This window comes from Duganella sp. AC917, assembly GCF_979258245.1.
In genome coordinates, this window is the sequence record NZ_OZ409848.1 from 6,335,312 (window position 1) to 6,357,615 (window position 22,304).

A 22,304-nucleotide genomic window follows, 5' to 3' on the forward strand; every position below is an offset into this window, starting at 1 on the left:
ATCACAACGGCGGCATCGCCAGCAGCGCCATGTTGCGGCCCTTTTCCTTGGCGCGGTACAGCGCCCGGTCGGCCATCTCCACCAGCACCTCGGGCGAGGTGTCCTCGGTCGGCACGATCACGGCCACGCCGATGCTGATGGTCATGATGCCAAACGGCGACTGTTCGTGCGGCATGCGCGCCAGCACCAGTTGCGCGCAAATCTCCTCGGCCGCGCCAAAGGCGTCGGTGGCGTCGGTGGCGGCCGCCAGCAGCGCGAACTCCTCGCCGCCGTAGCGCGCCACGATGTCGGTGGTGCGCCGTCCGTGCGAGGTGATCAGCTCGGCAACGCTGCGCAGCGCGGCGTCGCCGGCCTGGTGGCCGTAGTGGTCGTTGTATTTCTTGAAGTAGTCGACGTCCAGCATCGACAGCGCCAGGGTCTGGCCGGTGCGGGCGGCGCGCCGCCATTCGGCCTCCAGCGCCAGGTCGAAGCCGCGGCGGTTGCTCACGCCCGTCAGGCCATCGGTGGTGCTGAGCGCGGCGAGCTTGCGATTCGATTCCTCCAGCTCGCCGGTGCGCGCGGCCACCAGCGCCTCCAGCTCGAGCTGATGCCGGGTCAGCCGGTGGATGCGGATCTTGTAGGCCAGCACCAGCGAGCCGACAATCAGGATCGCCATGCCCAGGCGGAACCACCAGCGCTGCCAGAACGGCGGCGTGATGGTTATCTTCAGCGAAGCCGGCTCCTCGTTCCACACGCCCAGGTGGTTGGCGGCCTTGACCCGGAACACATAGTGGCCCGGATTGAGGTTGGTGTAGCTGGCGCTGCGGTGCGAGGCGTCGGTCTGCACCCAGTCGCGGTCGAAGCCCTGCAACTGGTAGGCGTAGCGGTTCTCGGACGGCTCGGTGTAGTGCAGCGCGGCGAACTCGAGCGAGAATACCGACGCCTCGGACGACAATGTCAGCGCGGTCGGCGACGTCACCGGTCCCTCGGCCTTGACGTCGGCGCGCGGCTTGCCGTTCTGCAGCGAGTGGTTGAAGACGGTGATGTCGGTGATGGCCACCTGCGGCGGCACCGAGCGGGTGCGCACGTTGGCCGGCGTCACGGCGGTCATGCCGTGCACGCCGCCGAAGTACAGCACGCCGTCGGCCGAGGTGGCCGACGAATTGACCGTGAAGCCCTCGGTCAGGCCGTCCGACGCGCTGAAGTGGCTGACCTTGCCCGACTCCGGATCGAGCCGGTACAGGCCGGCGATGGTGCTGCACCAGATATTGCCGTCGAGGTCGTGCTCGATGGCCAGGATCTTGTGCGCGCGCATCGCCGACGCGTACGACTTGAAGCCGATCTTGCCGTCCGCGCGCGTCTGCATCAGGTTCAGGCCCTTGCTGGTGCCGACCCAGATGCGTCCCTTGGCGTCCTCGTGCAGGCTGACGATGTTGTCGTCGGACAAGCTGGCGCTGTCGTTGTTGGCATGGCGGAAGTGGGTGAACTTGCCGCTGGCCTGGTCCAGCAGGTCGAGCCCGCCGCCGTTCCATTCGGACCCGGCCCACACGCGCCCGCTGCCGTCCTCCAGCACCGCCGAGGTGCCGTTGACGCTGCGGCTGCTGATGTTCTGCGGGTCGTTGTAATAGAACTTGCGGGCGTCGGTGCGCGGGTCGTAGCGGATCAGGCTGTTGCCGGTGGCCAGCCACAGCGCGCCGCCGCTGGCCGGCGCGATGGCGTTGATGTAGTCGCTGGCCGTGTTGCCGAAGTGGATGGCCTGGAACGGGCTGTCGGGCGTGTCGAGCCGGTTCAAGCCGTTCGAGGTGCCCAGCCACAGCGGCTTTTTGCCGTCCTTGTCCGCGCGCGTGTCCTGGAACATGCTGTAGACGATCGCGTGCGACAGCTTGCCCGGCGTCTTGTCGTCGGCGTGGTAGCTTTTGACGACTGTGCTGGTGGCCGGATCGTACAGGCTCATGCCGACATTGCCGCCCATCCACAGGCGCCCGTCCGGCGCCCGCGCAAGGCTTAACAACGCGTTGCTGGCCGGCGCCGAGCGGCGGTCGATACGGAACGGCACGTGGCGCGTGAAGCCCTCGCTCGACAGGTTGGCCAGCGCGATGCCGTCGGTGAACGAGGCGATCCACAGCATGCCGCCGCGGTCTTGCATCACCGCGCGCAGGTTGTCGCCCGGCAGGCTGTACGGATCGTCGGAGGCGTGCACGAACTGGTCGAACTTGCCGTCGGCTTCGTTCCAGCGCAGCAGCCCGGCCGACAGGGTGGTGCACCACAGCACGCCCTTGTCGTCGACGTCGAAATTGGTGATGCGGCTGTACGGCGACTCGATCGCCTTGCGGGTGTTCCAGTCGCTTTTGCCGTCCCAGCGGATCACGCCGGACTCGGTGCCGATCCACAACGCGCCGCCATGGTCGAAGCGCAGCGCGCGCACGATGTTGACGCGGGCGTCGGGCACCGGCGCCGGGTCGACCTGGTGGTGGCGGAACACCTTGCCGCCGGGCGCCAGATAGTCCAGGCCGCCGGGCCAGGTGCCGATCCACACGCCGCCCTTGTCGTCCAGCGCCAGCGCGTTGAGGTCGTTGCTGGCCAGGCTGTCGGGGTCGTTGTCGTCGTGGGCGTAGACGGTGAACTTGCCGGTGTTGGGATTGAAGTGCTGCAGCCCGCCCCAGCTGCCGATCCACATGCCGTCCTTGCCGTCGGAAATGATGTTCTTGACGATGCGATGGTTCTTCGGCGCCTTGGGCGGCGCCACCACGGTGAAGTCGTTGCTCTCGGGATTGAAGCGCGCCAGCCCTGCCTGGGTGCCGGCCCAGATGCGGCCCTGCTTGTCCTCGTAGATGGCCGAGACGCGGTCGTGGGGCAGGCTGGTCGGGTCGTTGGGGATGTTGGTGTACTTGACGGCCTGGTAGCCGTTATAGCGGTACAGGCCGTTGGTGTGGGTGCCGACCCACACATAGCCTTTGCGGTCTTGCATCATCGACAGCATCGACGGCTCGTCGCCGCCCAGCGGGCCGAGTTTCTTGAAGCGCAGCGACGGCGACGGCGCGGCCTCGGCGGCGCCCGGCGCGGCAGCCAGCGACACGGTGAGCAAGACTGCCAGCAACGCCAGCGGCAGCGCGGCGGCGGAGGAGAGCGACAGCAACAGGCGACGGCAGCGGCGTAAGGCCGTGATTAGCACAAACATAGCACAAGCATGGTGGGGTATCCGATGGCGTAACGAGCTGCATGTCAGTGAGCGGTGCCCGACTGGATTCAGATTGCATTCTTTACAGAAACCCTATTATACATGCCATTGAGGCAATGGTTTCACTATAAAAGCTGGCATTTTTAGCGTATCTGCCGTATTTAGGGTATAGTTTACGGCGCTTATAGTCTCCTGCTCGTTGTATTTGCTGCCATAGCGCTGCCACCGCATCATCCTTTTCGCACTTCCCCGGTTCCGCCTCCGTCGTGGGGCGCGCCTCCGGGGCGGGCAGCGCAGAATTTGTCGTTAATTGAAGAAAGCTTGGTTGTCCGCCGCAGGACCGCCGCATACACTATGTCCGAAACCGAGATCACCACCCCGTCCGCCATCGAACCGGCCGCCGCCGAAGCCGCCGCCACGCCGGAGGCGCACCAGGCGCCAGCGCCGCAGCAGGCGCATGCACCAGTAGAACCAGATGCACCAGAAGCACCGGCAGCACCAGCACCAGCAGCGGCGCCCGCGCCGCTGGAAGTCCCGCAAGTGCAGCAAGTCCGGTTTGCCGATTTCGGCCTGTCGCCGGACATCCTGCGCGCGCTCAACGACCAGGGCTATGTGCACCCGACGCCGATCCAGGCCGAAGCCATTCCCGTGCTGCTCAAGGGGCGCGACGTCATGGGCGCAGCCCAGACCGGCACCGGCAAGACCGCCGGCTTCGCGCTGCCGATCATCCAGATGCTGCTGGCCCACGCCAGCAGCAGCACCTCGCCGGCGCGCCACCCGGTGCGCGCGCTGATCCTGACGCCGACCCGCGAACTGGCGGTGCAGGTGGCCGAGAACGTCAAGGCCTACGCCCAGCACACGCCGCTGCGCTCGACCGTGGTGTTCGGCGGCATGGACATGAAGGGCCAGACCGTCATCCTCAAGGCCGGCGTCGAGATCGTCATCGCCACGCCGGGCCGGCTGCTGGACCACATCGAACAAAAGAACATCAGCCTCGGTCAGGTGCAGATGCTGGTCATGGACGAAGCCGACCGCATGCTAGACATGGGCTTCCTGCCGGACCTGCAGCGCATCATCAACCTGCTGCCGAAACAGCGCCAGAACCTGATGTTTTCGGCTACGTTCTCGCCGGAAATCAAAAAGCTGGCCAACACCTTCCTGACCGACCCGGTCACGATCGAGGTCGCGCGCAGCAACCAGACCGCCGACAAGGTCACGCAAGTGGTCTATAAAGTGCCGGAAAACCAGAAGCACGCGCTGACCGCGCATCTGCTGCGCCAGCGCGACCTCAAGCAGGTGATCATCTTCTCCAACACCAAGATCGGCGCCTCGCGCCTGGCCAAGGGGCTCGAGCAGGAGGGCATGAGCGCGGTGGCCATCCACGGCGACAAGACGCAGCAGGAACGCATGGCCGCGCTCGAGTCGTTCAAAAAGGGCGAGATCGACATCCTGGTCGCCACCGACGTCGCCGCGCGCGGCCTCGACATCACCGATCTGCCGTGCGTGATCAACTACGACCTGCCGTACAACGCCGAGGATTATGTGCACCGGATCGGCCGCACCGGCCGCGCCGGCGCCTCCGGCGACGCGCTGTCGATCTATTCGGACAAGGACGAGCGCCTGCTGGCCGACATCGAAAAACTGATCAAGCAAACCATCCGACGCGGCGAGCTGACCGGCTTCAATCCGGCGCCGTCGTACGGCGACAGCGCCGAGCGCCGTCCGCGCCGCGACGACAGCGCCGGCCGCGCGCCGGCCGGCCGTCCGTCCGAGCGTTCGGACCGGGGCGATCGTGGTGGCGAGCGCAGTGACCGGGGTGACCGCAGCGAGCGCGCCCCGCGCAGCGCCGGTTCGTCGCCATACGGCTCGGGCCGCCGCGACAAGGTCGATCCATGGTTCCTCAAGCCGTACGAGCCGGCCAAGTCGGCCGCGCCGGCGCCAAGCGCCACGCTGGGCGGCGCTACCGCCAAGCCGAAGCAGAAGCTGGCCTTCCTGCTGGGCGGCGCGCCGAAGCAGTAAGCTTCCGCGCGCGATGCGCCACCGCAACGCGCCGCACAGGCAAAAAAACCGCCAACGTCGTTGGCGGTTTTTTTTGCCCCGGCGGGACGCCGAAGCCGGGCCGCGCGGCGGCCTTACAGCGCCTCGCGCAGCGCGCCGAGCACGCGCGCCTGCTCCGTCTCCAGGCCGACCCACAGTGGCAGACGCAGCAATCGGTCCGACAGCGCGTCGGTATTGGTCATGGCGCCGTGGTGGCGGCTGCTTTTCAGGCCGTACGGCGCGCTGTGCAACGGGACGTAGTGGAACACGCTGTTGACGCCCTGGCGTTTCAGGTCGGCGATGACCTGGGTGCGTTTTTCCAGCGACTCCAGCAGGATGTAATACATATGCGCGTTGTGTTCGCAGCCCTCGGCGATGATCGGGCGGCGCAGCTTGCCAGCGGCCTCGAGCGGCGCCAGGGCCGCGTGGTAAGCCTCCCACAGCGCCATGCGGCGCGCGTTGATGGCCTCGGCCTCCTCCAGCTGGGCCCACAGGAAGGCGGCGATCACCTCGCCGGGCAGGTAGGACGAGCCGATGTCGACCCAGGTGTATTTGTCGACCTGGCCGCGGAAGAACTGGCTGCGGTTGGTGCCCTTCTCACGGATGATCTCGGCCCGCTCGGCCAGCGCCGGGTCGTTCACCAACAGCGCGCCGCCCTCGCCGGCGACGATGTTCTTGGTCTCGTGGAACGAGTAGGTGCCCATGTGGCCGATGCTGCCCAGCGGGCGCCCCTTGTAGGTCGACAGGATGCCCTGCGCCGCGTCCTCCACCACGATCAGCTTGTGGCGGCGGGCGATGTCCATGATGGTGTCCATCTCGCAGGCCACGCCGGCGTAGTGCACCGGCAGGATGACGCGGGTGCGCGCGGTGATGGCCGCCTCGATCTTGGTCTCGTCGATGTTGAGCGTGTCGGGACGGATGTCGACGAACACCGGCACTGCGCCACGCATGACGAAGGCGTTGGCGGTGGTGACGAAGGTGTACGACGGCATGATCACTTCGTCGCCTGGGCCGACCTCGGCCAGCAGCGCGGCCATCTCCAGCGCCGCCGTGCACGAGTGGGTCAGCAACGCGCGCCGGGCGCCGGTTTTTTTCTCCAGCCAGGCGTGGCACTGGCGGGTGAACTGGCCGTCGCCGGACAGGTGGCCGTTGGTGTGGGCCTGGGCGATGTACCACAGCTCGCGGCCGGTCATAAAGGGTTTGTTGAACGGGATCGGGGTCATGTTTTTATCCTTTATCCTTGCGCGGCGACGACCGTGCCGATGCAGATGAGGGTGACGCCGGCGATGCGCAGCATCGACAGCGGCTCGTTGAACAGCCATGCGCCCAGCAGCAGCACGATGACGAAATTGAGCGCCATGAACGGGTAGGCGTGGGCCAGCTCGAACTTGGTCATGGCCGCCATCCACGTCACCGATGCCAGGAAGGCGGCGGCGAAGGCGCTGATCACCCAGGGGTTGAGCAGCAGCTTGACCAGGAACAGCAGCTTGTCGGCGCCGGCCTCGGGCAGCGCCCCGGCCTTGCCGACCTGCAGCTTGAGCATGATCTGGCCGTAGACGGTCAGCGCGATGGTCATGGCGATGTACAGATAATTCATCATGGCGCTTCCGTTCGGGCGTCGAACCATTTGTGGAAGGTGTAAAAACTGCCCGACGGCTCGAAGCCCTGGCGGCACCAGACCTTTTGCACCGCCAGGTTGGTGACCTGGGTCGACACCACCATGTGCGCCAGGCCGCGCGCGCCGGCCCAGTGCTGCGCCAGCCGCATCAGCGCCTGGTACAGGCGCTTGCCCTGGTGCGCCGGATGCACGCCGAACAGCACGCCCTCGAATGCGCCGTCGGCCAGCGTCTTGAGCGTGGCGAAGGCGACGATCGCGCCGGCGTGTTCGATCAGCACCACGGCGTCGGCCACCGCCGGGTTGCGGCAGGCGTTGGCGGCCCAGTTCGAATAGACCAGGTCGGCGTCGGCGGCGCGCAGCCGGCCGTCGGTGTGGTAGTGCCCGAGGTAACCGGCGAAGGTGGCGCCGGCCAGGCGCTCGACCGCGTCGGCGTCGGCCGGCGTGGCCAGCCGGGTGCTGTAGCCGTCGGGCAGGGGCGCGCTGTCGGTTTCGATGGCCTGTTTGCGGTAGTACACCAGCGTGTCGGTCAGGAAGCAGCCGGCCTGTTCGAGCCGCTGCGCCAGCGCCACCTCGGTGGTCGGGCAGCGCGCGATCAGCAGCGCGACGGCGGCGTCGGCGCACCAGTCCATCACTGCGTCGACCGCTTCGCCGCCGGCGAGCGTGGTCTTGGCGACGGTGACGCCGAAGCGCTGGCGGTCGATGTCGGAGAGGGTGATGTGCATGGGAAGCTCCAGAAAAAGTCGGCGGTTAGTCAAGCCGGGCGCGCGTCGGCGCGGCGTTGGGCGTCAGGCGGCGCAGCACGTACAGCGGGCGCCGCTTGACCTCGTCGAAGGTCTTGCCCAGGTAAATCCCGAGGATGCCCAGGATGCCGATGATCAGGCCGCCGATGAAGTACAGCGAGACGATCAGGCTGGCCCAGCCTGGGATGGCCGTGCCCTGCAGCAGCGCGCGCGCCAGCAGCCAGCCGCCGAAGGCGAACGACACCGCCGCCATCGTCAGTCCCAGCGTGGCGGCCATGCGCAGCGGCTTGTCGGAGTAGGCCAGGATGGTGTCGGCGGCCAGCTTGCACAACTTGGCGAAGGTGTAGGTCGAGGCGCCCTCCAGGCGCTCGGCGTGGCGCACCTGCAGGCCGGTGGTGGTGAAGCCGAGCCACTGCACGTGGCCGCCGAAAAAGCGCAGTTGCTCGCGCATGCGGCCGAAATTGTCGACCACCTGGCGCGACATGATGCGGAAGTTGCCGCTGTCGCCGTCGATGTCGATGTCGGCCAGGAAGCTGAACAGGCGGTAGAACAGCCACGACGTCACCCGTTTGCGCAGCGGGTCCTGGCGCGGACCGCGCAGCGCCAGCACCACGTCGTAACCCTCGCGCGCCTTGGCGTACAGGCGCGGAATTTCCTCCGGCGCGTCCTGCAGGTCGCAGTCCATGACCACCACCCAGTCGCCGCGGCAATGGTCCAGGCCGGCCGTGATGCCGTAGTGCTGGCCGAAGTTGCGCGAAAATTGCAGGCCGACCACGCGCGGGTCGGCCGCCGCCAGGCGCTCGATCACGTCCCACGAGCGGTCGCCGCCGCAATCCTCGACCAGCACGATCTCGAAGTCGGCGCTGACCGTCTCGAGCGCGTCGCGCAGGCGGCGGTATAGTTCGTCGAGCATTTTTTCGGCCTTGTAGACCGGGATCACGACCGAGATCAAGGGTGTTGCGGGCATTATTTGTTCTCCACAGCTGTAGGGATGCGTTCGAGGTCGATACCGCTCAGCGTAAAGCGGCCGCGGCCGCTGCTGAAGGCGCGGAATTCCACGCTGTCGAGCGTTTTTTTGGTGTCGAAGCGTAAGATGACGCGTTGTTTGCCGGCTGCTGCGATAGCCTGGCGCGCGTGTATTTTTTGACCGCCCTCGCTGACCACATCGACGAAGCCGAAGTCGCCCTGGCCGGCGCCGTCGGTGTCGATCGCAAAGCTGACCGCGTAGGCGCCGGGCGCCACGATGCGCATCGGGCCATAGTGCAGATTGCCTTGCTCGCCCGCTTGCATGACCAGCGTGCCGTTCTCGATCGCGCCGTGCTGGTGCAGCGTGTTGTCATCGATGCGGTAGTGCGCCGGCGTGCTGGCCGCAACGTCCCAGTCCGGCAGCACGGCGGCCAGGTTGCGCGGATAGACCAGCAGGTTGGCGTCGGCAAAGCGCAGCACGCGCGGCTGGCCCGCATAGCTGGCCAGCAGTGGCAGGTTCAGCGCCGCCATCTCGGCGTCGCGCAGCAGCAGGAACGTCTGCCCTTGCCAGGCGGCCGGCGCGTACCAGCGGTTCGAGCTGAGCACACGGACCGGTTGCGGCAAACCGCGCGCCAGTTCCACCGGCCGCACGCGCGTGGCGCCGCCGGCCAGCACGGTGACCTTGCCCGCGTTCCAGAACGTGGCGTAGCCGTAGCGCAGACCTTGTTGTTGCAGGAAGTCGGCCAATTGCTGGTCGGGCGTCTTCAGCATCAGGCCGCGGCGGGGCATGTCGGTGACTTCGTTGAACGGATACAGATATGATGTCGGCGCGCTGGTCGCCAGCAGCAGCACGGCGGCGATGCCGGCCGCGCGTGGCAGCGGCGCCAGCGCCCGCCGGTCCAGCAGCACGCCGACCAGGATCAGCAGCAGATACAGCAGCGACGGCACCAGGTAGCGCACCGACGACTCGGGCGCCCGCATATCGGCCAGCGACGTGGCCACCATGATGAACAGGCTGGTGGCAAACGAGACCAGCGCGAACACCACGACCAGCTGGCGCGGACCGCGCTGCGGCCGCAGCGCCTTGTATGCGCCCCAAGGCAGCATGACGATCAGCAGCAGCGCGCCGACGACCCGCAACGCCGTATAGGCGCCGGCCAGGGACGCCACCTTGCCCTGTGCATGCGGAACCCCGTCGAACAGGCACATCACGCCGGCGACGACGGCCACCAGGTTTTGCGCCATGCCGTTGAAGTCGAGCCAGCGCAGCGCGGTCACGCCCTGATTGTTGTTCACCCCGGCCAGCGTGTGGAAGTTCAAGCCGGCGCCGATGATCAGACCCAGCACGACCACGCCCATGGCCAGCGCGTGGCGCCGGTCGACACGGCGTTGCGCCTGGCGGGCATCGCGCCATTCCAGCGCCTGCTGAACGGTGCCGGCGGCCAGCAACGGCAAACCATAGACCAGCAGCGCGCGCTGCGGGTTGGTCCAGAACACCAGCACGGTCAGTGTTGCGGTGGCCGCGCCCCACAGCAGCTGTGCCCGGCCGCGCGCCTGGCTCAGCGACCAGTAGGCGACCAGCAGCAGACAGGCCATGTAATACAGCGAGCCGTACGCGGCCTGCCCGTAGATGTGTTCGGCCATGATCAGCGACATGCCGGCCGAGATCACCAGCATGCCCAGCAGGCGCGCCAGCCGGCTTTGTTCCAGCAGACCGGTGAGCAGCCAGCTGCCATACAGGATCAGCGCGGCCGACACCAGGTCGGACGCGGCGTGGGCCAGATAGCCGTTGTGCATCCACCCGAGCAGCGGCAGGATGAAGGTATGCGTGTTGAGCACCCACAGGTCGCCGTTGACGTAGTTCCAGTCGCGCGGAAAATACTGGCCGGTGTCGGCAATCTCTTGCGCCAGCAGGTTTTTGACAGCGGAGTCGGAGTGAAACACCAACTGGTAATCGATCACCAGATAGAACGCTAGCAACAGTAGGTTAACGCCCAGCAATACAACCAGCGAGCGATGGACCAGTTTGCCGCGCGGGAGGGTGGCAAGCATCAGGAGAGGTAAATTCTTGTAAAGACAGCGCCCAGTATAACGGGCTATTGTGAAATCGCCAATAATGCCCGGGCGGGCGCGACTGGTCTGAAATCGCCCGCACGCCCGAAAACACTGGCGTGCGGAGGATTTCCAGCGCGCGACCGGCGGTTTTATTTTGTGATAATTTGTAACTTACGGCAATGCCAGCGGCGCGCGCCGGTACCAGCGTTGCGCGAGCACGCAGGCCAACAGCTCGTTGGCGCTGGCGGCCCAGTCGAGACGCGGCATCGCGCCCGAGGCCGGCGCCTGGCCGTCGCGCTGCAGCAGCAGCCACGCGTCGAGCGCGGCGGCCAGTTGGGCGCCGTCGTCGGCCTGGAAGTACCAGGCGTGGGCGCCGCCGACTTCGCGGAATACGGCCAGGTCGCGGGCGATCACGGGTAGCCCGTGCTGCGCGGCCTCGATCAGCGGCAAGCCGTAGCCTTCGCCGCGCGAGGCGGCCAGCAGGGCGCTGCTGGCGCGGTACAGCTGCAGCAGCAGTTCATCGCTGGCGCGTTCGAGCCAGAACAGGCGGCGCCCTTGTTCGGGATGCCGGCGCAGGCGTTTCGCCAGCGCCTCCATGCGCCAGCCGGGCTTGCCGACGATCACCAGGTTCATCTCAGTATCGTGTTGCCACAAATGCTCCAGCGCGTCCAGCGCCTGGCCCTGCATCTTGCGCGGTTCCAGCGTGCCGACCATGAGCAAGGTGGGCCGCTGCGCCAGCTGCTGCAACAGTTGTGCTTCGTCGTCGCCGACGCCGCGCGTGGGCAGCGTGGCGGTCAGGTCGGCGCCCAGCGCGGCGCAGCCGATATGGAGCGGCAGTGTGCGCCGCGGCGGATGCTGCTCCAGCCACGCCAGCAGGTCGTCGGCGGTGGCGCGGGCATTGCAGATCAGGCCGTCGGCCAGTTCGGTCACCGCCTGCAGCCAATGGCCGAAGGCTGCCGCCAGGCCATCGACAAACCAGCCCGGCTGGCGCACGGGCAGCAGGTCGTACACCATGAAGTACAGTTGCACGCCATGCAGACGCAGGTTGGCGAGCAGGGCGCGGTTGCGCACCACGCTTTCCAGGCTCAGATCGATGCCGATGAAGCGGTCGCCGGCGCGCACTTGCAGCGCCTGTTCCTCGCCCGCGTCGGCCGCCTCGTAGCGCGGCTGTCCGTGCGCGTCCTGGCGCGCGACCGCGTAGGCGTAGTAGCCGCCGGCGTCGTACACCGGGCGCACCGCATGGCCGGCCGGCGGCGCCGCCAGCAGTGCCTGCAACATGCCGCGTACCACCCGCTGGATGCCCGAGCGGGCGTCATGCCGCACCAGTTCCGACAAATCGATCAGCAGCTGCGGCATGGCCTCAGTGCGCATCGGCTACCCCTGCGGCGTGGCCGGGCGGCAGCAGCGCGGCCAGGTTGGCGCGCGTCAGCAGCGCGATCCCGCGCAGCGCCAGCGACGGCGCCGGCGCTTCGGCGCCCAGTGCCAGCAGGCTGTCGCCAGGCTTGAGGTCGGCGACGGCGTCGTCCATGACCAGTTGCTCGCGGCCGATCAGCGCCAGCGTGCTGCGGCGCGCATAGACATAGCTGTCGTGGAGGCGCCGCACCGGTTCGACGCGGTAGCCGTCCGGTGGCGTTGTCAGCAGCGCCAGCAACAGCGCCTGCGCTGCCGCGTCCTGCTCAGTGCCGGTCACATCGACCAGCAACTGCGGCAAACCGGTGGCGACGGCGTTGGCGGCGATCGCGCCGGCCACTGTGATCCAGTCTTCTTCCGACGGGTTGGCCGGCACGCCGATGTCGGCCAGCGCGCCGACCAGCAGTTCGTACTGGGTGCGCGGGCTGTGGCGGGAGAAGTGTTCGATCGCCTCATGGTAGGCGGCGCCGACTGCGGCCGGATGGTGTACGCGCCGCATGTACTCGAGCGCGTTGTCGACCAGCTGGCTGGACAGGCCGGGGGTGTCGCGCAGGCGGATGATGGCCGCGCTGAGTTCTTCGTCCTGGAATTCGTCACGCAGCTTGATCACCACATGGTCGGGTATTTCTGCGGCGGAGCCATGGGCGTTGATGATCGTCGGCAGGCGGTAGGCCAGGCTGTCGAGGATGGTGCCGGACGTCTCGCCGCGCGAACGGCTGCGCAGCTGCACGGCGCAATCGGCCGCCGCCAGGTAGGTGCGGAACAATTCCATCGACACGAAGCCGGTGATCTGCACATTGCGCTGCCCGGCCATGCGTGCCGCGAGCGCGTTGCCGAACGGGCCGACATGGTTTTCGCCGACAAACACCAGCCGGCAGTTGGCGTCGCCGGCCAGTTCGGAGTTGATCCACGCTTCGAGGATTTTCTCGTTGCACTTGGTCATGGCGATCAACCCGAACGAGCAGACCAGAAAGTCTTTGTCGGTCAGGCCCAGCACGGCGCGCGCGGCGTCGCGGTCCAGCGAGCCGGGCAGGGCCCGCAGCAGCGGAATGTAGCGCCAGTCGGCGGACGTGCCCGGGCCGTACCAGCGGTCGGCCAACTGCCGCGAATACGTCGAGTGCACGATGATGCCGCGCGCATGGTCGAGCACCGGCTTGTTCAACGGATAGCGGTAGTAGGACGCCTCGCGGCCCTCGGCCAGCTCGTGCGCCAGCGCGCCGTAACCGTGCGACTGGTACAACCGGTGGCCGTAGGCATCGGGTTCGCGTCCGAGCGCCGACAGGTAGTGCACCGCGCCGCTCAGATAAAAGTCATGCAGCACGACGACGCCCGGATGGCGCGCCAGCAGGTCGAACATGTGGGCGTGGAAGCCGGAATTGCCGAAGTGGTACAACACCCGGTCGTAGCGGCCGGCGTTGGCCTCGAACCATGCCACGCTGCGCACCGGGAAGTTGGCCTCGATCCAGCGTTCCTTGACCTCGGGTTCGTTGACCACCACGTCGATGTCGTAATAGCGCGCCAGTTCCGGCAGCAGTTCGACGCTTTGGTCGGCCACGCCGGTGCGTTCCGGCGGCAACGGCGAGATATACGCCATGCGCGGGCGCCGCGTGGCGGCCGCGCGCGGCACCGCCGCGCTGGCGCGGCGCGCCTGCTGGCGCCGCGCATGGACCTCTTCAAAGGCGCCGATGGCGGTCTTGGCGCTGGCGTCCCACGAGAACAGCCGGGCCTGTTTAAGGCCATGGGCGCGCAGGTCGTCGGCAAACGCCGGCGTGGCCAGCACCTCGTGCATCTTGGCGCTGATGTCGGCCACCTTGTTCGGGTCGAACAGGGCGTCGGCGCGGCCGATCACTTCCGGGATGCTGCTGTTGTTGGAGCCGATCACCGGCACGCCGCACGACATCGCCTCGAGCGCCGGCAGGCCGAAGCCTTCCTGCAGCGACGGGAACACAAACAAGCCGGTCAGGTTGTACAGCGACACCAGGTCGTCGTCGGAGACGAAGCCGGTCAGCACCACGTCGCCGTCGGGGACGCCGAACCGCGCCGCCAGCGCCAGCAGCCGCAGCCGGTCTTCCTCGCGGATGCTGCACACCACGGCCAGCTGGTATTGCTGGCGCAGCGCGGCCGGCAAGCGGGCGTAGGCCTCGATCAGGCCCTCGATATTCTTGCGGTAGTCGATGCCGCCGGTGTACATGATGAACGGCCGCTGCAGGCCGAATTTCTGGCGCAGCGCCAGCTCGGCCTCCGGCGCCAGGGTGCGCGGCACGAAGATGTCGTCGACCGCCGACGAAATATTGACCACCTGGTGCGGCGCCAATTGCAGCGCGTCCATCGCCTCTTGCCGCGAGTGGCCGGAAATCGCCAGCAGCAGCTCGGCGTTTTTCAGGCTTTGCAGTTTTCGGTAATACCAGTTGGCCACGTTCGGGTCGGTCAGGTAGGTTTCCTTGCGGATCAGCGGGATCAGATCGTACAGCGTGACGGCGGTATCGAACTGGTCGCGGCCGTGCAGAACCGAGGTGCAGGCGTCCTCGCCCAGGCCTTCGAACAGGCTCGACAGGTGAACCACGTCCGGCTTCAGGCCGGCCAGATAATGCTCGCGCAATTGCTCGGCCGCGCGCAGGCGCCAGTGGTTGAGCGGCTGGTGTTCCCAGATCTGCGCGGGCAAGGTGTAGCCGCTGATCTGGCTTTGCGGCATCAGCGCGCCCAACGTGCGGCGCAGCTGCAGCACGCTGTCGGGGAAGTGGTTGTTGACGGCCACATGCAGCTCGTGGCCGCCGGCCTGGCGCACCATCGCTTGCAGCAGGGCCATCGAATAACGGCCGATGCCGCGGTTGGTGCTGGAACCCTGGCAGGCTTGCAGGTCGATTACGATACGCATAGGAGGTCGGGTCAGGAACGGGGCGCCTGGCCGCTGGCGCGGCGCAGATCATCAAATGCCTGGCGCGCCGCTTCGGGCAGGCGATCCAGGTCGGCGGGCATGGGCGCTGGCGCGCCCGCATGGTTATTGTTCAGTTGCAAGCGCAGCTTGAGCGCGCGCATCACCGGCACCATGAACGGCAGGCGGGCGATGTTACGGCGCAGGAAGAACGACAGCTTGGGCCGCGCGGTGACGAAGCGCAGCGCCACGCCGGCCAGGCCTTTGACCCGGCGCAGCACGGCGCCGGCGGCGCGGCGCGGCAACGCGCGGCTGCCGGCGCGCAGCTTGCCCAGGTGGAGCTTGCCCTGGCGCAGCGGCCGGGTGATGCGCCACGACAGGCTGGCGTACACCGCGCCCAGCGTCTGCTCGGCCAGGTCGGCCGCCGCCGAGCGCGCGCTCAGGTGCGGCAACTGGGCCTCGGCGCGGTGCGCCCGCCCGCTCATCTCGGCCAGGCGCTGCTCGGCCAGGTCGGCGCGTTGCTGCTCGGCGCTCAGGCGTTCGAATTTTTCGCGCCACTCGCGCACGTGGGCCTGGGCCCAGATGCGCGATTGCTGCGCCTCGTCCTCGGCCGCGGCCGTGCGCGCGCGCCACTCGGCCAGCGGATGGCTGTAGTGATGATCCTCGGCCAGCACGAAGTTGTCGGCCGGATGCGGCGGCAGCGTCAGCGCGGCGGCCAGCGCGGCGTGCTCGTCGGCCACATAGAACTGGTTGTAGCCGTCGGCGTGGGCCAGCCGGTAGCGCGCCGCGTGCAGCGTGTCGAGCGGCGCGAGGCCGGGCGCGCGCAGCACGACGATCCACGGCCGCCAGCGCTGCAGGTCCAGGCCGGCGAGCGCGGCGCTGTCGGCCAGGCGCAGGAAATGCAGCTCGCCGGCGATATGTTCGGCGCAGATGGCGTCCAGCGTCTGCAGCGCCACCAGGTGCTGCACCACGGCGCGGCCGGCGTCGCGCTCGCGCTGCGCCTGGGCGGCGTCGAAGGTGGACGCGCCGGCCTGGTCGACTTCGTACCACAGCGCTTCGCCGGCGGCGCCGGCGGCCGCCAGCGCCAGGTTGACGTCGGCCGGGCGGGCGATGCGCAGCCGGCGCAGCAGCGACGGCGACGTTTCCAGGTTGACCCCGTGCCAGCCGCGCGCGTAAAACGCCTGCGTGGCATTGCTGTGCACGGGATCGCTGGCGGCGCTGTCGAGGTAGCAGCCGCGCTCGACATGGCCCAGCGCGCGCATCAGCAGCACGTCTTCGAAATGATGGGCGTAGCAGGTCAGGCTCATGATTGCGCAACTCCGGGGGCGATGTGAATGTCGATGTCAGGGTTCAGCCAGGCGCTGCCTTCGAAGTAACTGTGATGCAGGTTCATCACCTCGAACACCAGCGCCAGGTCGCGCCACTCGTAGTTCTGGCCGAGGTGGTTGTCGCTGCTGTGCAGCGCGGTGGCCACCGAGTAGCTGCCCGGCCCGAGCATCAGCGGGAAGCGCCAGTTCGCGCGCACGCGCTGGCCCGCCTTCAGGCCGCTCAGCGGCACCAGCTTGTGGAAGGTGTTGGTGCCGAAAATGTTTTGGCCCAGCCGGTCCTTGATGCGGAAACCCAGGGTCAGTTCGGCGATGTCGGCATGCACGTCAACGTCGATGCACAGGTTCACCGGCGTGCCGGTACCGTGCACCTCGGCCGGCGTGCCGTCGTCCTTGAGCAGGGCGATGGCGGCGACGGTGGCCTCGCCGGTGCCGGAGATGGTCTGCACCTTGCCGCTCTCGAGTGCTTCCTGGCGCACCTCGACGCCTTCGCGCTCGGCCAGCATGGCGTTGTACAGGTCCATGATTTCCTCCGGCGTGCCTTCCTTGCTGACGCGGCCCTTGTCGAGCAGGATGGCGCGGTCGCAAATCGACTGGATCGCGCCCTTGTCGTGCGAGACGATCAGCAGCGTGGTGCCCTCGTTGCGGAAGGCACGGATGCGCTCAAAGCTCTTGTGCTGGAAATAGGCGTCGCCGACCGACAGCGCCTCGTCGACGATGAGCACGTCCGGGCGGCGCGCGGTGGCCACCGCGAACGCCAGGCGCATCTGCATGCCGCTCGAATACACGCGCACCGGCTGGTCGAGGTATTCGCCGATTTCGGCGAACGCGGCGATCTCCGGCATCAGGCGCGTGATGTCGTCGGCGGACAGGCCGAGCAGCTGGCCGGACATGTAGGCGTTCTGGCGGCCGGTGAAATCGGGATGGAAGCCCATGCCCAGTTCGAGCATCGCCGCCACGCGCCCGTGCATGGCCACGCTGCCGGTGCTGGGCGCGGCGGTGCCGGTGATCAGCTTGAGCAAGGTGCTCTTGCCGGCGCCGTTGATGCCGATGATGCCCAGCGCCTGGCCCGGCTCGACACTGAAGCTGATGTCGCGCAGCACCCAGATGTTCTGGTGGCGCGGGCGCGACGGCAGCAGCCATTCGAGCAGGCGGGCGCGGTGGCTCGGGTAGCGCCGGTAGGCCTTGCCCAGGTTCGATACTTGAATGCTGCCGTTCACAGTTCGTCCACCATTTCTCCCGCGCGGCGGCGGAACAGTTGCATGCCGAGCAGGCACAGGATCAGCGCCAGCACGGCCGTCGGCAGCAGGGTGCGCCAGTGCGGCGGGTGGCCGCTGACCAGGATGTCCTGGTAGGCCTGGATCACCGGCGCCATCGGGTTATAGGCCAGCAGCGGGCGCACGTCGTCGGGCAGCACCGTGGCCGGGTAGACCACCGGTGTAAACCAGAACCAGAATTGCAGGCTGATCGAGAAAAACTGGCCGACGTCGCGGAAGAACACGTTGAGCACGCCGAGGATCATGCCCAGGCCGATGGCCAGCGCCACCTGCAGCGCCAGCACCGGGAACACGGCGAAATACGCCCAGCCGGGGAAGTTGCCCGAAACCACAAGGAATGCGGAAAACAAGCCGAAGATGATGGCGAAGTTGACGCCGGCGTTGCACACCACGATGATCGGCAGGCACAGGCGCGGGAAGTTGATCTTCTTGATCAGACCGGCATTGTCGATAAAGACCGACTGCGCCTTGGTAGTGATTTCGGCGAAAAAATTCCAGGTGAGCACGCCGGCGCACAGATAGATGCTGTAGGCGAACGCCGAGCTCGCGCCAGGCAGGCGGTTGTGCATCACCTGCGAAAAAATCACCGTGTAGACGATGATCATGGCCAGCGGATTGAGCACGGTCCAGGCCGCGCCGAGGATCGAGTTGCGGTACTTGGACTGGAACTCGCGTTGCACGCTGCCGAGGATGAAGCCGCGATAGTTGGCGATATTTTGCAGGCGACCCATGAATATCATGGACGGACTTTCGGGGCGGCGGGGGCGGGAGTGTGCATGGTCATGTTTTCAGAGAGTCGAACGCCGCCGGAGACGGTAAAAAAGCGGGCAATTATACCGCACCGCGCCGGCCACCCCGCCTCACACGCCGTCGACCAGCCGCTGCAGTGCCAGCGGATCGACGATGATCAGCCGGTGCATGTCCTTCTGGATGATGCCCTGCTGGGTCAGCGCGGTCAGCGCCCGGGTCACCGTCTCCCGGCTGGTGTTGATCATATTGGCGATATCCTGGTGGGTCGGCAGGTTTTCCACCACCTCGGGCAAGCCGGGCTGTTGCGGCGTCTTCATCTGCACCAGGTAGCTGTAGATGCGGCGCTTGGTATCGTTGATGCTCAGCAGCGAGCGGAATTCCGAGTCGCGCTGGATCTTGGCGGCCAGGTGGCGCAGCATCTGGTTGGCGGCCGACGGATAGTGCGAAAACATGTGCAGCGCGGCCGGCGCCGGCAGGAACGCCACCAGCACCGACGACATCGCCAGCACCGAGGCGGTGCGCCGGGAGCCGTTGATGACGGCGATCTCGCCGAAAAAGTCGCCCGGCGCGAGCATGCGCAGGCCGATCGCGCGGCCGTCCTCGGTCACGTCGATCACCTGCAGCTGGCCGGCCAGCAGGAACAGCAGGCCGTCGCCCTCGCCGCCCTTTTGCAGCACCACGTCGCGCTTGGCATATTGCCGTATGCGCAATTCGCCCTTGATGGTCTCGAGCTCCGGCTCGGTGAGGCCGGCCAGCAGCGGGATCTTGCGCAGATGCACCTGGATGTTGACCGCCGGAATGGCCGGGGCCGTGCCGGGGGTCTGCGGCGTCACGGGTTGCTTGATGGAAGAGGAAGTCATGGTGCTATTCTACAAGAGCGGGCCGGACGCCAGCGATCACGGCGCGTTCCATTGCCACGTCAGTTGCAGCTGCTGACTGCGGTACTGGAAGATCGAGATGTTTTCGCGGTTTTCGACCAGACGCCATTCCAGCTGCACGCTGTGCTGGGCGCCCACCGGGTAGATCAGCGCGGCGCGGGCGGCGCCGGTGTGCTGGCGGCGGCGCTGGTCGATCAGGCCGGGCGAATACAGGCTGTCGCCCTGCCAGCGCAGGTAGCTCAGATCGAGTTCGCCCTGCAGGCTGCCGATCAGGGCGCGACGGCCATACAGCCGCGCCGACCAGCCGCGGCGGTCGCCGCCCGGCCGGGCGTCGTTGCCCTGGTCGGCCAGGTAGCCCAGGCTCGATTGCAGCCGCAGCGTATCCTTGCGGTAGTCCAGCAGGGTGCGCACATCGAAGGTGGTGGCGTCGAAGTTGCTGAGTGTTTTGTAGTGGATGCGCGCCGCGCCGGCGCTCAGTTGCAGCTGGAAATTGTCCGGCAGCTTGAGCGGCGGCGTGGCGCGCAGTTGCAGCTGGCCCTGTTGCTGGTACAGGCGCCCGCCCAGCGTACCGATGCCTGCCTGCAGCGATCCGCGCATCTGCCAGCCGCCCAGCACCGGCAAGCTATGCTCGATACTGCCGAAGAACGAGGTGGTGTCGTATTGCGACAACTGGTCGTAACGGCGCGCCACCGCCTGCACGTAGGCGATGTCGCCGGCGCGGTTCAGTTCGCGCAGGTAGTCCACCGCGACGGAGCTGAAATTATCGGCTTGCGGCCGGAATTCCGGCAGCAGCTCGCTCGGCACGCCGCCGATCAGCATATTGCCGTTGGTGGCGCCCTGATTGGCGTTGGTGTCGTGTCCGCGCGTCATCCCCACCGACCACAGGCGGTTGGGCTGCCAGCCCAGGCAGCCCAGCTCGCGCTGCCGGGCGATGATGGCCTGGATCCCCGGCGGCGGGGAGAAGCGGGACTCGATATCGGAAAACAGGGCGCTGGCGCGCTCGGCGTTGCCGAGCGCGCAGTGGATCAGCGCCAGCTCCAGCCACTCGCCCGCGTGGCGCGCGCCCAGCGCCTGCATGTGTTCAAGGATCGTGGCAGCGTCGTCCGGCCGGCCGGCGGCGATCGCCCGCATGGCATCCATGTACAGGTCCGGCTCGGCCGCCGCCGGCGCCGGGGTGTCGTCGGCCGCCTGGCTGAGGCCGGGCGACAGCAGGCATAACAGGCTGAACAGCAGCGCCGGCAGGGGGGCACACCAACGGTTGCGCTTCAAGGCAGGACTCCGTCCGCTGGCGCCTGGCTGCCGAGCGTGTATAAGGCGGTGAACGCCTGTTTGCCGCGCAGCGTGGTCTGGCCGATGGGCAGCAAGCGCTCGCGCTGCGCCAGCGCCGCCGTGCCGGGGCCGATGATGATGTCGTGCGGCAAGTCACGCGCCAGCGTCTCCAGGCGCGAGGCGACGTTCACACTGTCGCCGACGGCGGTATAGATGCTGCGCGCGCTCGAGCCGAAGTCGCCGGCCATGGCGACGCCGCTTTCGATACCGATGCGCACCCGCAGCGGCACCAGACCCCGGGCGACGCGCGCGGCATTGAAGGCGGTCATGGCGCGGGTGATGCCGCGTGCGGCGGCCAGCGCCTGGTCGGCGTGGTCGGCAACGGGCAGCGGGGCGCCCCAGAACGCCACCAGGCCGTCGCCGGTGTACTTGTCGAGCGTGCCGTGCTGCTCGAGCACCGGCTGCGTCAGGCAATCGAGGAAATCGCGCGTCAATTGGGCCGCCTGCTCGACCGGCAAGATGGCGACGTGGCTGGTGTAGCCTTCCAGGTCGGCGATCAAGGTGGTGACTTCGCAGCGGGTCGGCGCCAGCGGATCGGCCAGGTTGCGGCGCAGCAGCTGGTCTACCACGGCGTCGGCAACGTACTGGCGTAGCGTGCCCAGCAAGCGGCGCGACTGCCGTTGCGACATTTGCCAGGCGAACGGCACGCCGGCGGCGAGCAGGAAGAAAAACGACAGCAGCGGACCGGCGCTGTTGAAGACGCCGTCATGCGGTAACAGCGTCCACACCAGCGCCAGCCATAGCACGCTGGCGCCGGCCAACAGGCCTATGTTCGCCAACGCCGAGCGGCGCAGCAGGGTGTGAGCGGACAACACTCCCACGGCAGCGGTAAACAATAACGCGATGGCCGCGCCCGGCAAAGGCGCGGGCGCGCTGCCCTCGACAGCGTCAAGTAGCGAACTGAGCGCTGCGGCGTGCACCAGCAACCCGCTGGTGGACGCACTGAGCGGCGTGGCGACCCGGTCCGACAGGCCCAGCGACGAGGATCCGACGAGCACCAGCTTGTTGGCCAGCAGCGCCGGGGCCACTTGCTGGGCCAGAATCATGCTGGCTGGAATGACGGTATAGGCCTCCCAAGTGCGGCTGAACGGAATGCGCAGCAAACCGTCGCTCGCGCTGCCAACCATGCCGCGCGGACCGGCTGCGGCCGGCATGTGGAATTTGCTGTCGGCCGCTTCGAGCAGCGCCAACGACAGGGTGGGGTAGCGGCGCTGCTCGTACCAGGTTTGCAGGGGCAGCCGCCGCAACATGCCGTCCGGGTCGGGAATGAAGCCGATATTGCCGATCTTTTTAGCGGCCGCGAGGTCGGCATGGTTGGCCACCACGCCGCTGGCGGCGATGGCTTGGCCGCGCGCGCCAGGCGAGCCGCCGGTCGGGTGGCCGACCCGCAATGGCAGCGAGCCGTTGAAATCGAATGCGTGGGCCAGGACCACCGGGCCGTACTGCGCAAGCATGGCCAGACGGGTGTCGCCGGCGCGGTCCGCAGCCTCCGGAAATACCAGGTCCAGCGCCACGCCGCGTGCCTGATAGGGGCCGAGCAACAGCTCGGCCAGGCTGGCAAGGCGCGCGCGCGGCCAGGGCCATGGGCCCAGCGCCGCCAGGCTGCCTTCGTCGATGTCGATGACCACCAGCCGGTTTTCCGCCGCGTCCGACGCCCGCAGGCGCAGCAGCCGGTCGCGCAGCCATTCATCGCCGGGGGCGCCTGCCCCCCACTGGCACCATGCGCCCAGCACCACCGCCACCATGGCGCACAACAATATCGGCGCACGCGCGGCAATGGATCTTGATAACGGCGCGCGTAGCGTTGGTGAGAATGGCATGAACGGTTAGATTTGGCGCGGGTCGCGCCCTGTGATGGTTGCGCTAGTATAACGCCCTTGTGTTGGGTCA

At 67.6% G+C, this 22,304-nt stretch carries 15 protein-coding genes; 1 reads left to right on the forward strand and 14 read right to left on the reverse strand.

The genetic code is table 11. From position 1 onward, the window contains the following. Position 1 precedes the first annotated feature (1 nt). On the reverse strand, positions 2–3,157 hold the full coding sequence (locus ACZ0BA_RS27705) for a diguanylate cyclase (RefSeq protein ID WP_463454348.1): 3,156 nt from the start codon (positions 3,155–3,157) through the stop codon (positions 2–4). A gap of 354 nt (positions 3,158–3,511) precedes the next feature. On the opposite strand from ACZ0BA_RS27705, the gene ACZ0BA_RS27710 reads away from it, so the two are divergent. After that, complete coding sequence (locus ACZ0BA_RS27710) at positions 3,512–5,176, forward strand: DEAD/DEAH box helicase (protein ID WP_463454349.1); 1,665 nt, start codon at positions 3,512–3,514, stop codon at positions 5,174–5,176. A gap of 113 nt (positions 5,177–5,289) precedes the next feature. On the opposite strand, the gene rffA is transcribed toward ACZ0BA_RS27710, so the two are convergent. From rffA to ACZ0BA_RS27775, 13 genes are all read right to left on the reverse strand, one after another. Continuing rightward, complete coding sequence (gene rffA, locus ACZ0BA_RS27715) at positions 5,290–6,417, reverse strand: dTDP-4-amino-4,6-dideoxygalactose transaminase (RefSeq protein WP_463454350.1); 1,128 nt, start codon at positions 6,415–6,417, stop codon at positions 5,290–5,292. Positions 6,418–6,428: 11 nt separating this feature from the next. Beyond that, entirely contained in the window at positions 6,429–6,794 is a 366-nt protein-coding gene (locus tag ACZ0BA_RS27720; RefSeq protein WP_463454351.1) for a hypothetical protein, read from the reverse strand. Beyond that, entirely contained in the window at positions 6,791–7,534 is a 744-nt protein-coding gene (locus tag ACZ0BA_RS27725) for a GNAT family N-acetyltransferase (protein WP_463454352.1), read from the reverse strand. The genes ACZ0BA_RS27720 and ACZ0BA_RS27725 overlap by 4 nt, the downstream gene beginning before the upstream one ends. A gap of 25 nt (positions 7,535–7,559) precedes the next feature. Beyond that, on the reverse strand, positions 7,560–8,519 hold the full coding sequence (locus ACZ0BA_RS27730; RefSeq protein ID WP_463454353.1) for a glycosyltransferase family 2 protein: 960 nt from the start codon (positions 8,517–8,519) through the stop codon (positions 7,560–7,562). Continuing rightward, positions 8,519–10,570, reverse strand: a complete 2,052-nt coding sequence (locus ACZ0BA_RS27735) for a hypothetical protein (RefSeq protein WP_463454354.1) — start codon at positions 10,568–10,570, stop codon at positions 8,519–8,521. Before ACZ0BA_RS27735 ends, ACZ0BA_RS27730 begins: the two co-directional genes overlap by 1 nt. 174 nt (positions 10,571–10,744) lie before the next feature. Further along, entirely contained in the window at positions 10,745–11,944 is a 1,200-nt protein-coding gene (locus ACZ0BA_RS27740; protein WP_463454355.1) for a glycosyltransferase family 4 protein, read from the reverse strand. Further along, on the reverse strand, positions 11,934–14,858 hold the full coding sequence (locus ACZ0BA_RS27745) for a glycosyltransferase (protein WP_463454356.1): 2,925 nt from the start codon (positions 14,856–14,858) through the stop codon (positions 11,934–11,936). Before ACZ0BA_RS27745 ends, ACZ0BA_RS27740 begins: the two co-directional genes overlap by 11 nt. Positions 14,859–14,869: 11 nt before the next feature. Next, positions 14,870–16,162, reverse strand: coding sequence for an FkbM family methyltransferase (locus ACZ0BA_RS27750; protein ID WP_463454357.1), 1,293 nt, complete (start codon positions 16,160–16,162; stop codon positions 14,870–14,872). Next, positions 16,159–17,400, reverse strand: a complete 1,242-nt coding sequence (locus ACZ0BA_RS27755; RefSeq protein WP_463454358.1) for an ABC transporter ATP-binding protein — start codon at positions 17,398–17,400, stop codon at positions 16,159–16,161. Before ACZ0BA_RS27755 ends, ACZ0BA_RS27750 begins: the two co-directional genes overlap by 4 nt. Continuing rightward, positions 17,397–18,197 carry an ABC transporter permease gene (locus ACZ0BA_RS27760; RefSeq protein WP_463454359.1) on the reverse strand — a complete coding sequence of 267 codons (801 nt, stop codon included), beginning with the start codon at positions 18,195–18,197 and terminating at the stop codon, positions 17,397–17,399. Before ACZ0BA_RS27760 ends, ACZ0BA_RS27755 begins: the two co-directional genes overlap by 4 nt. 120 nt (positions 18,198–18,317) lie before the next feature. After that, on the reverse strand, positions 18,318–19,067 hold the full coding sequence (locus ACZ0BA_RS27765; RefSeq protein WP_463454360.1) for a Crp/Fnr family transcriptional regulator: 750 nt from the start codon (positions 19,065–19,067) through the stop codon (positions 18,318–18,320). 36 nt (positions 19,068–19,103) lie between these two features. Continuing rightward, positions 19,104–20,354 carry a tetratricopeptide repeat protein gene (locus tag ACZ0BA_RS27770; protein ID WP_463454361.1) on the reverse strand — a complete coding sequence of 417 codons (1,251 nt, stop codon included), beginning with the start codon at positions 20,352–20,354 and terminating at the stop codon, positions 19,104–19,106. Next, complete coding sequence (locus ACZ0BA_RS27775; RefSeq protein ID WP_463454362.1) at positions 20,351–22,234, reverse strand: CHASE2 domain-containing protein; 1,884 nt, start codon at positions 22,232–22,234, stop codon at positions 20,351–20,353. Before ACZ0BA_RS27775 ends, ACZ0BA_RS27770 begins: the two co-directional genes overlap by 4 nt. Positions 22,235–22,304: the final 70 nt, after the last annotated feature.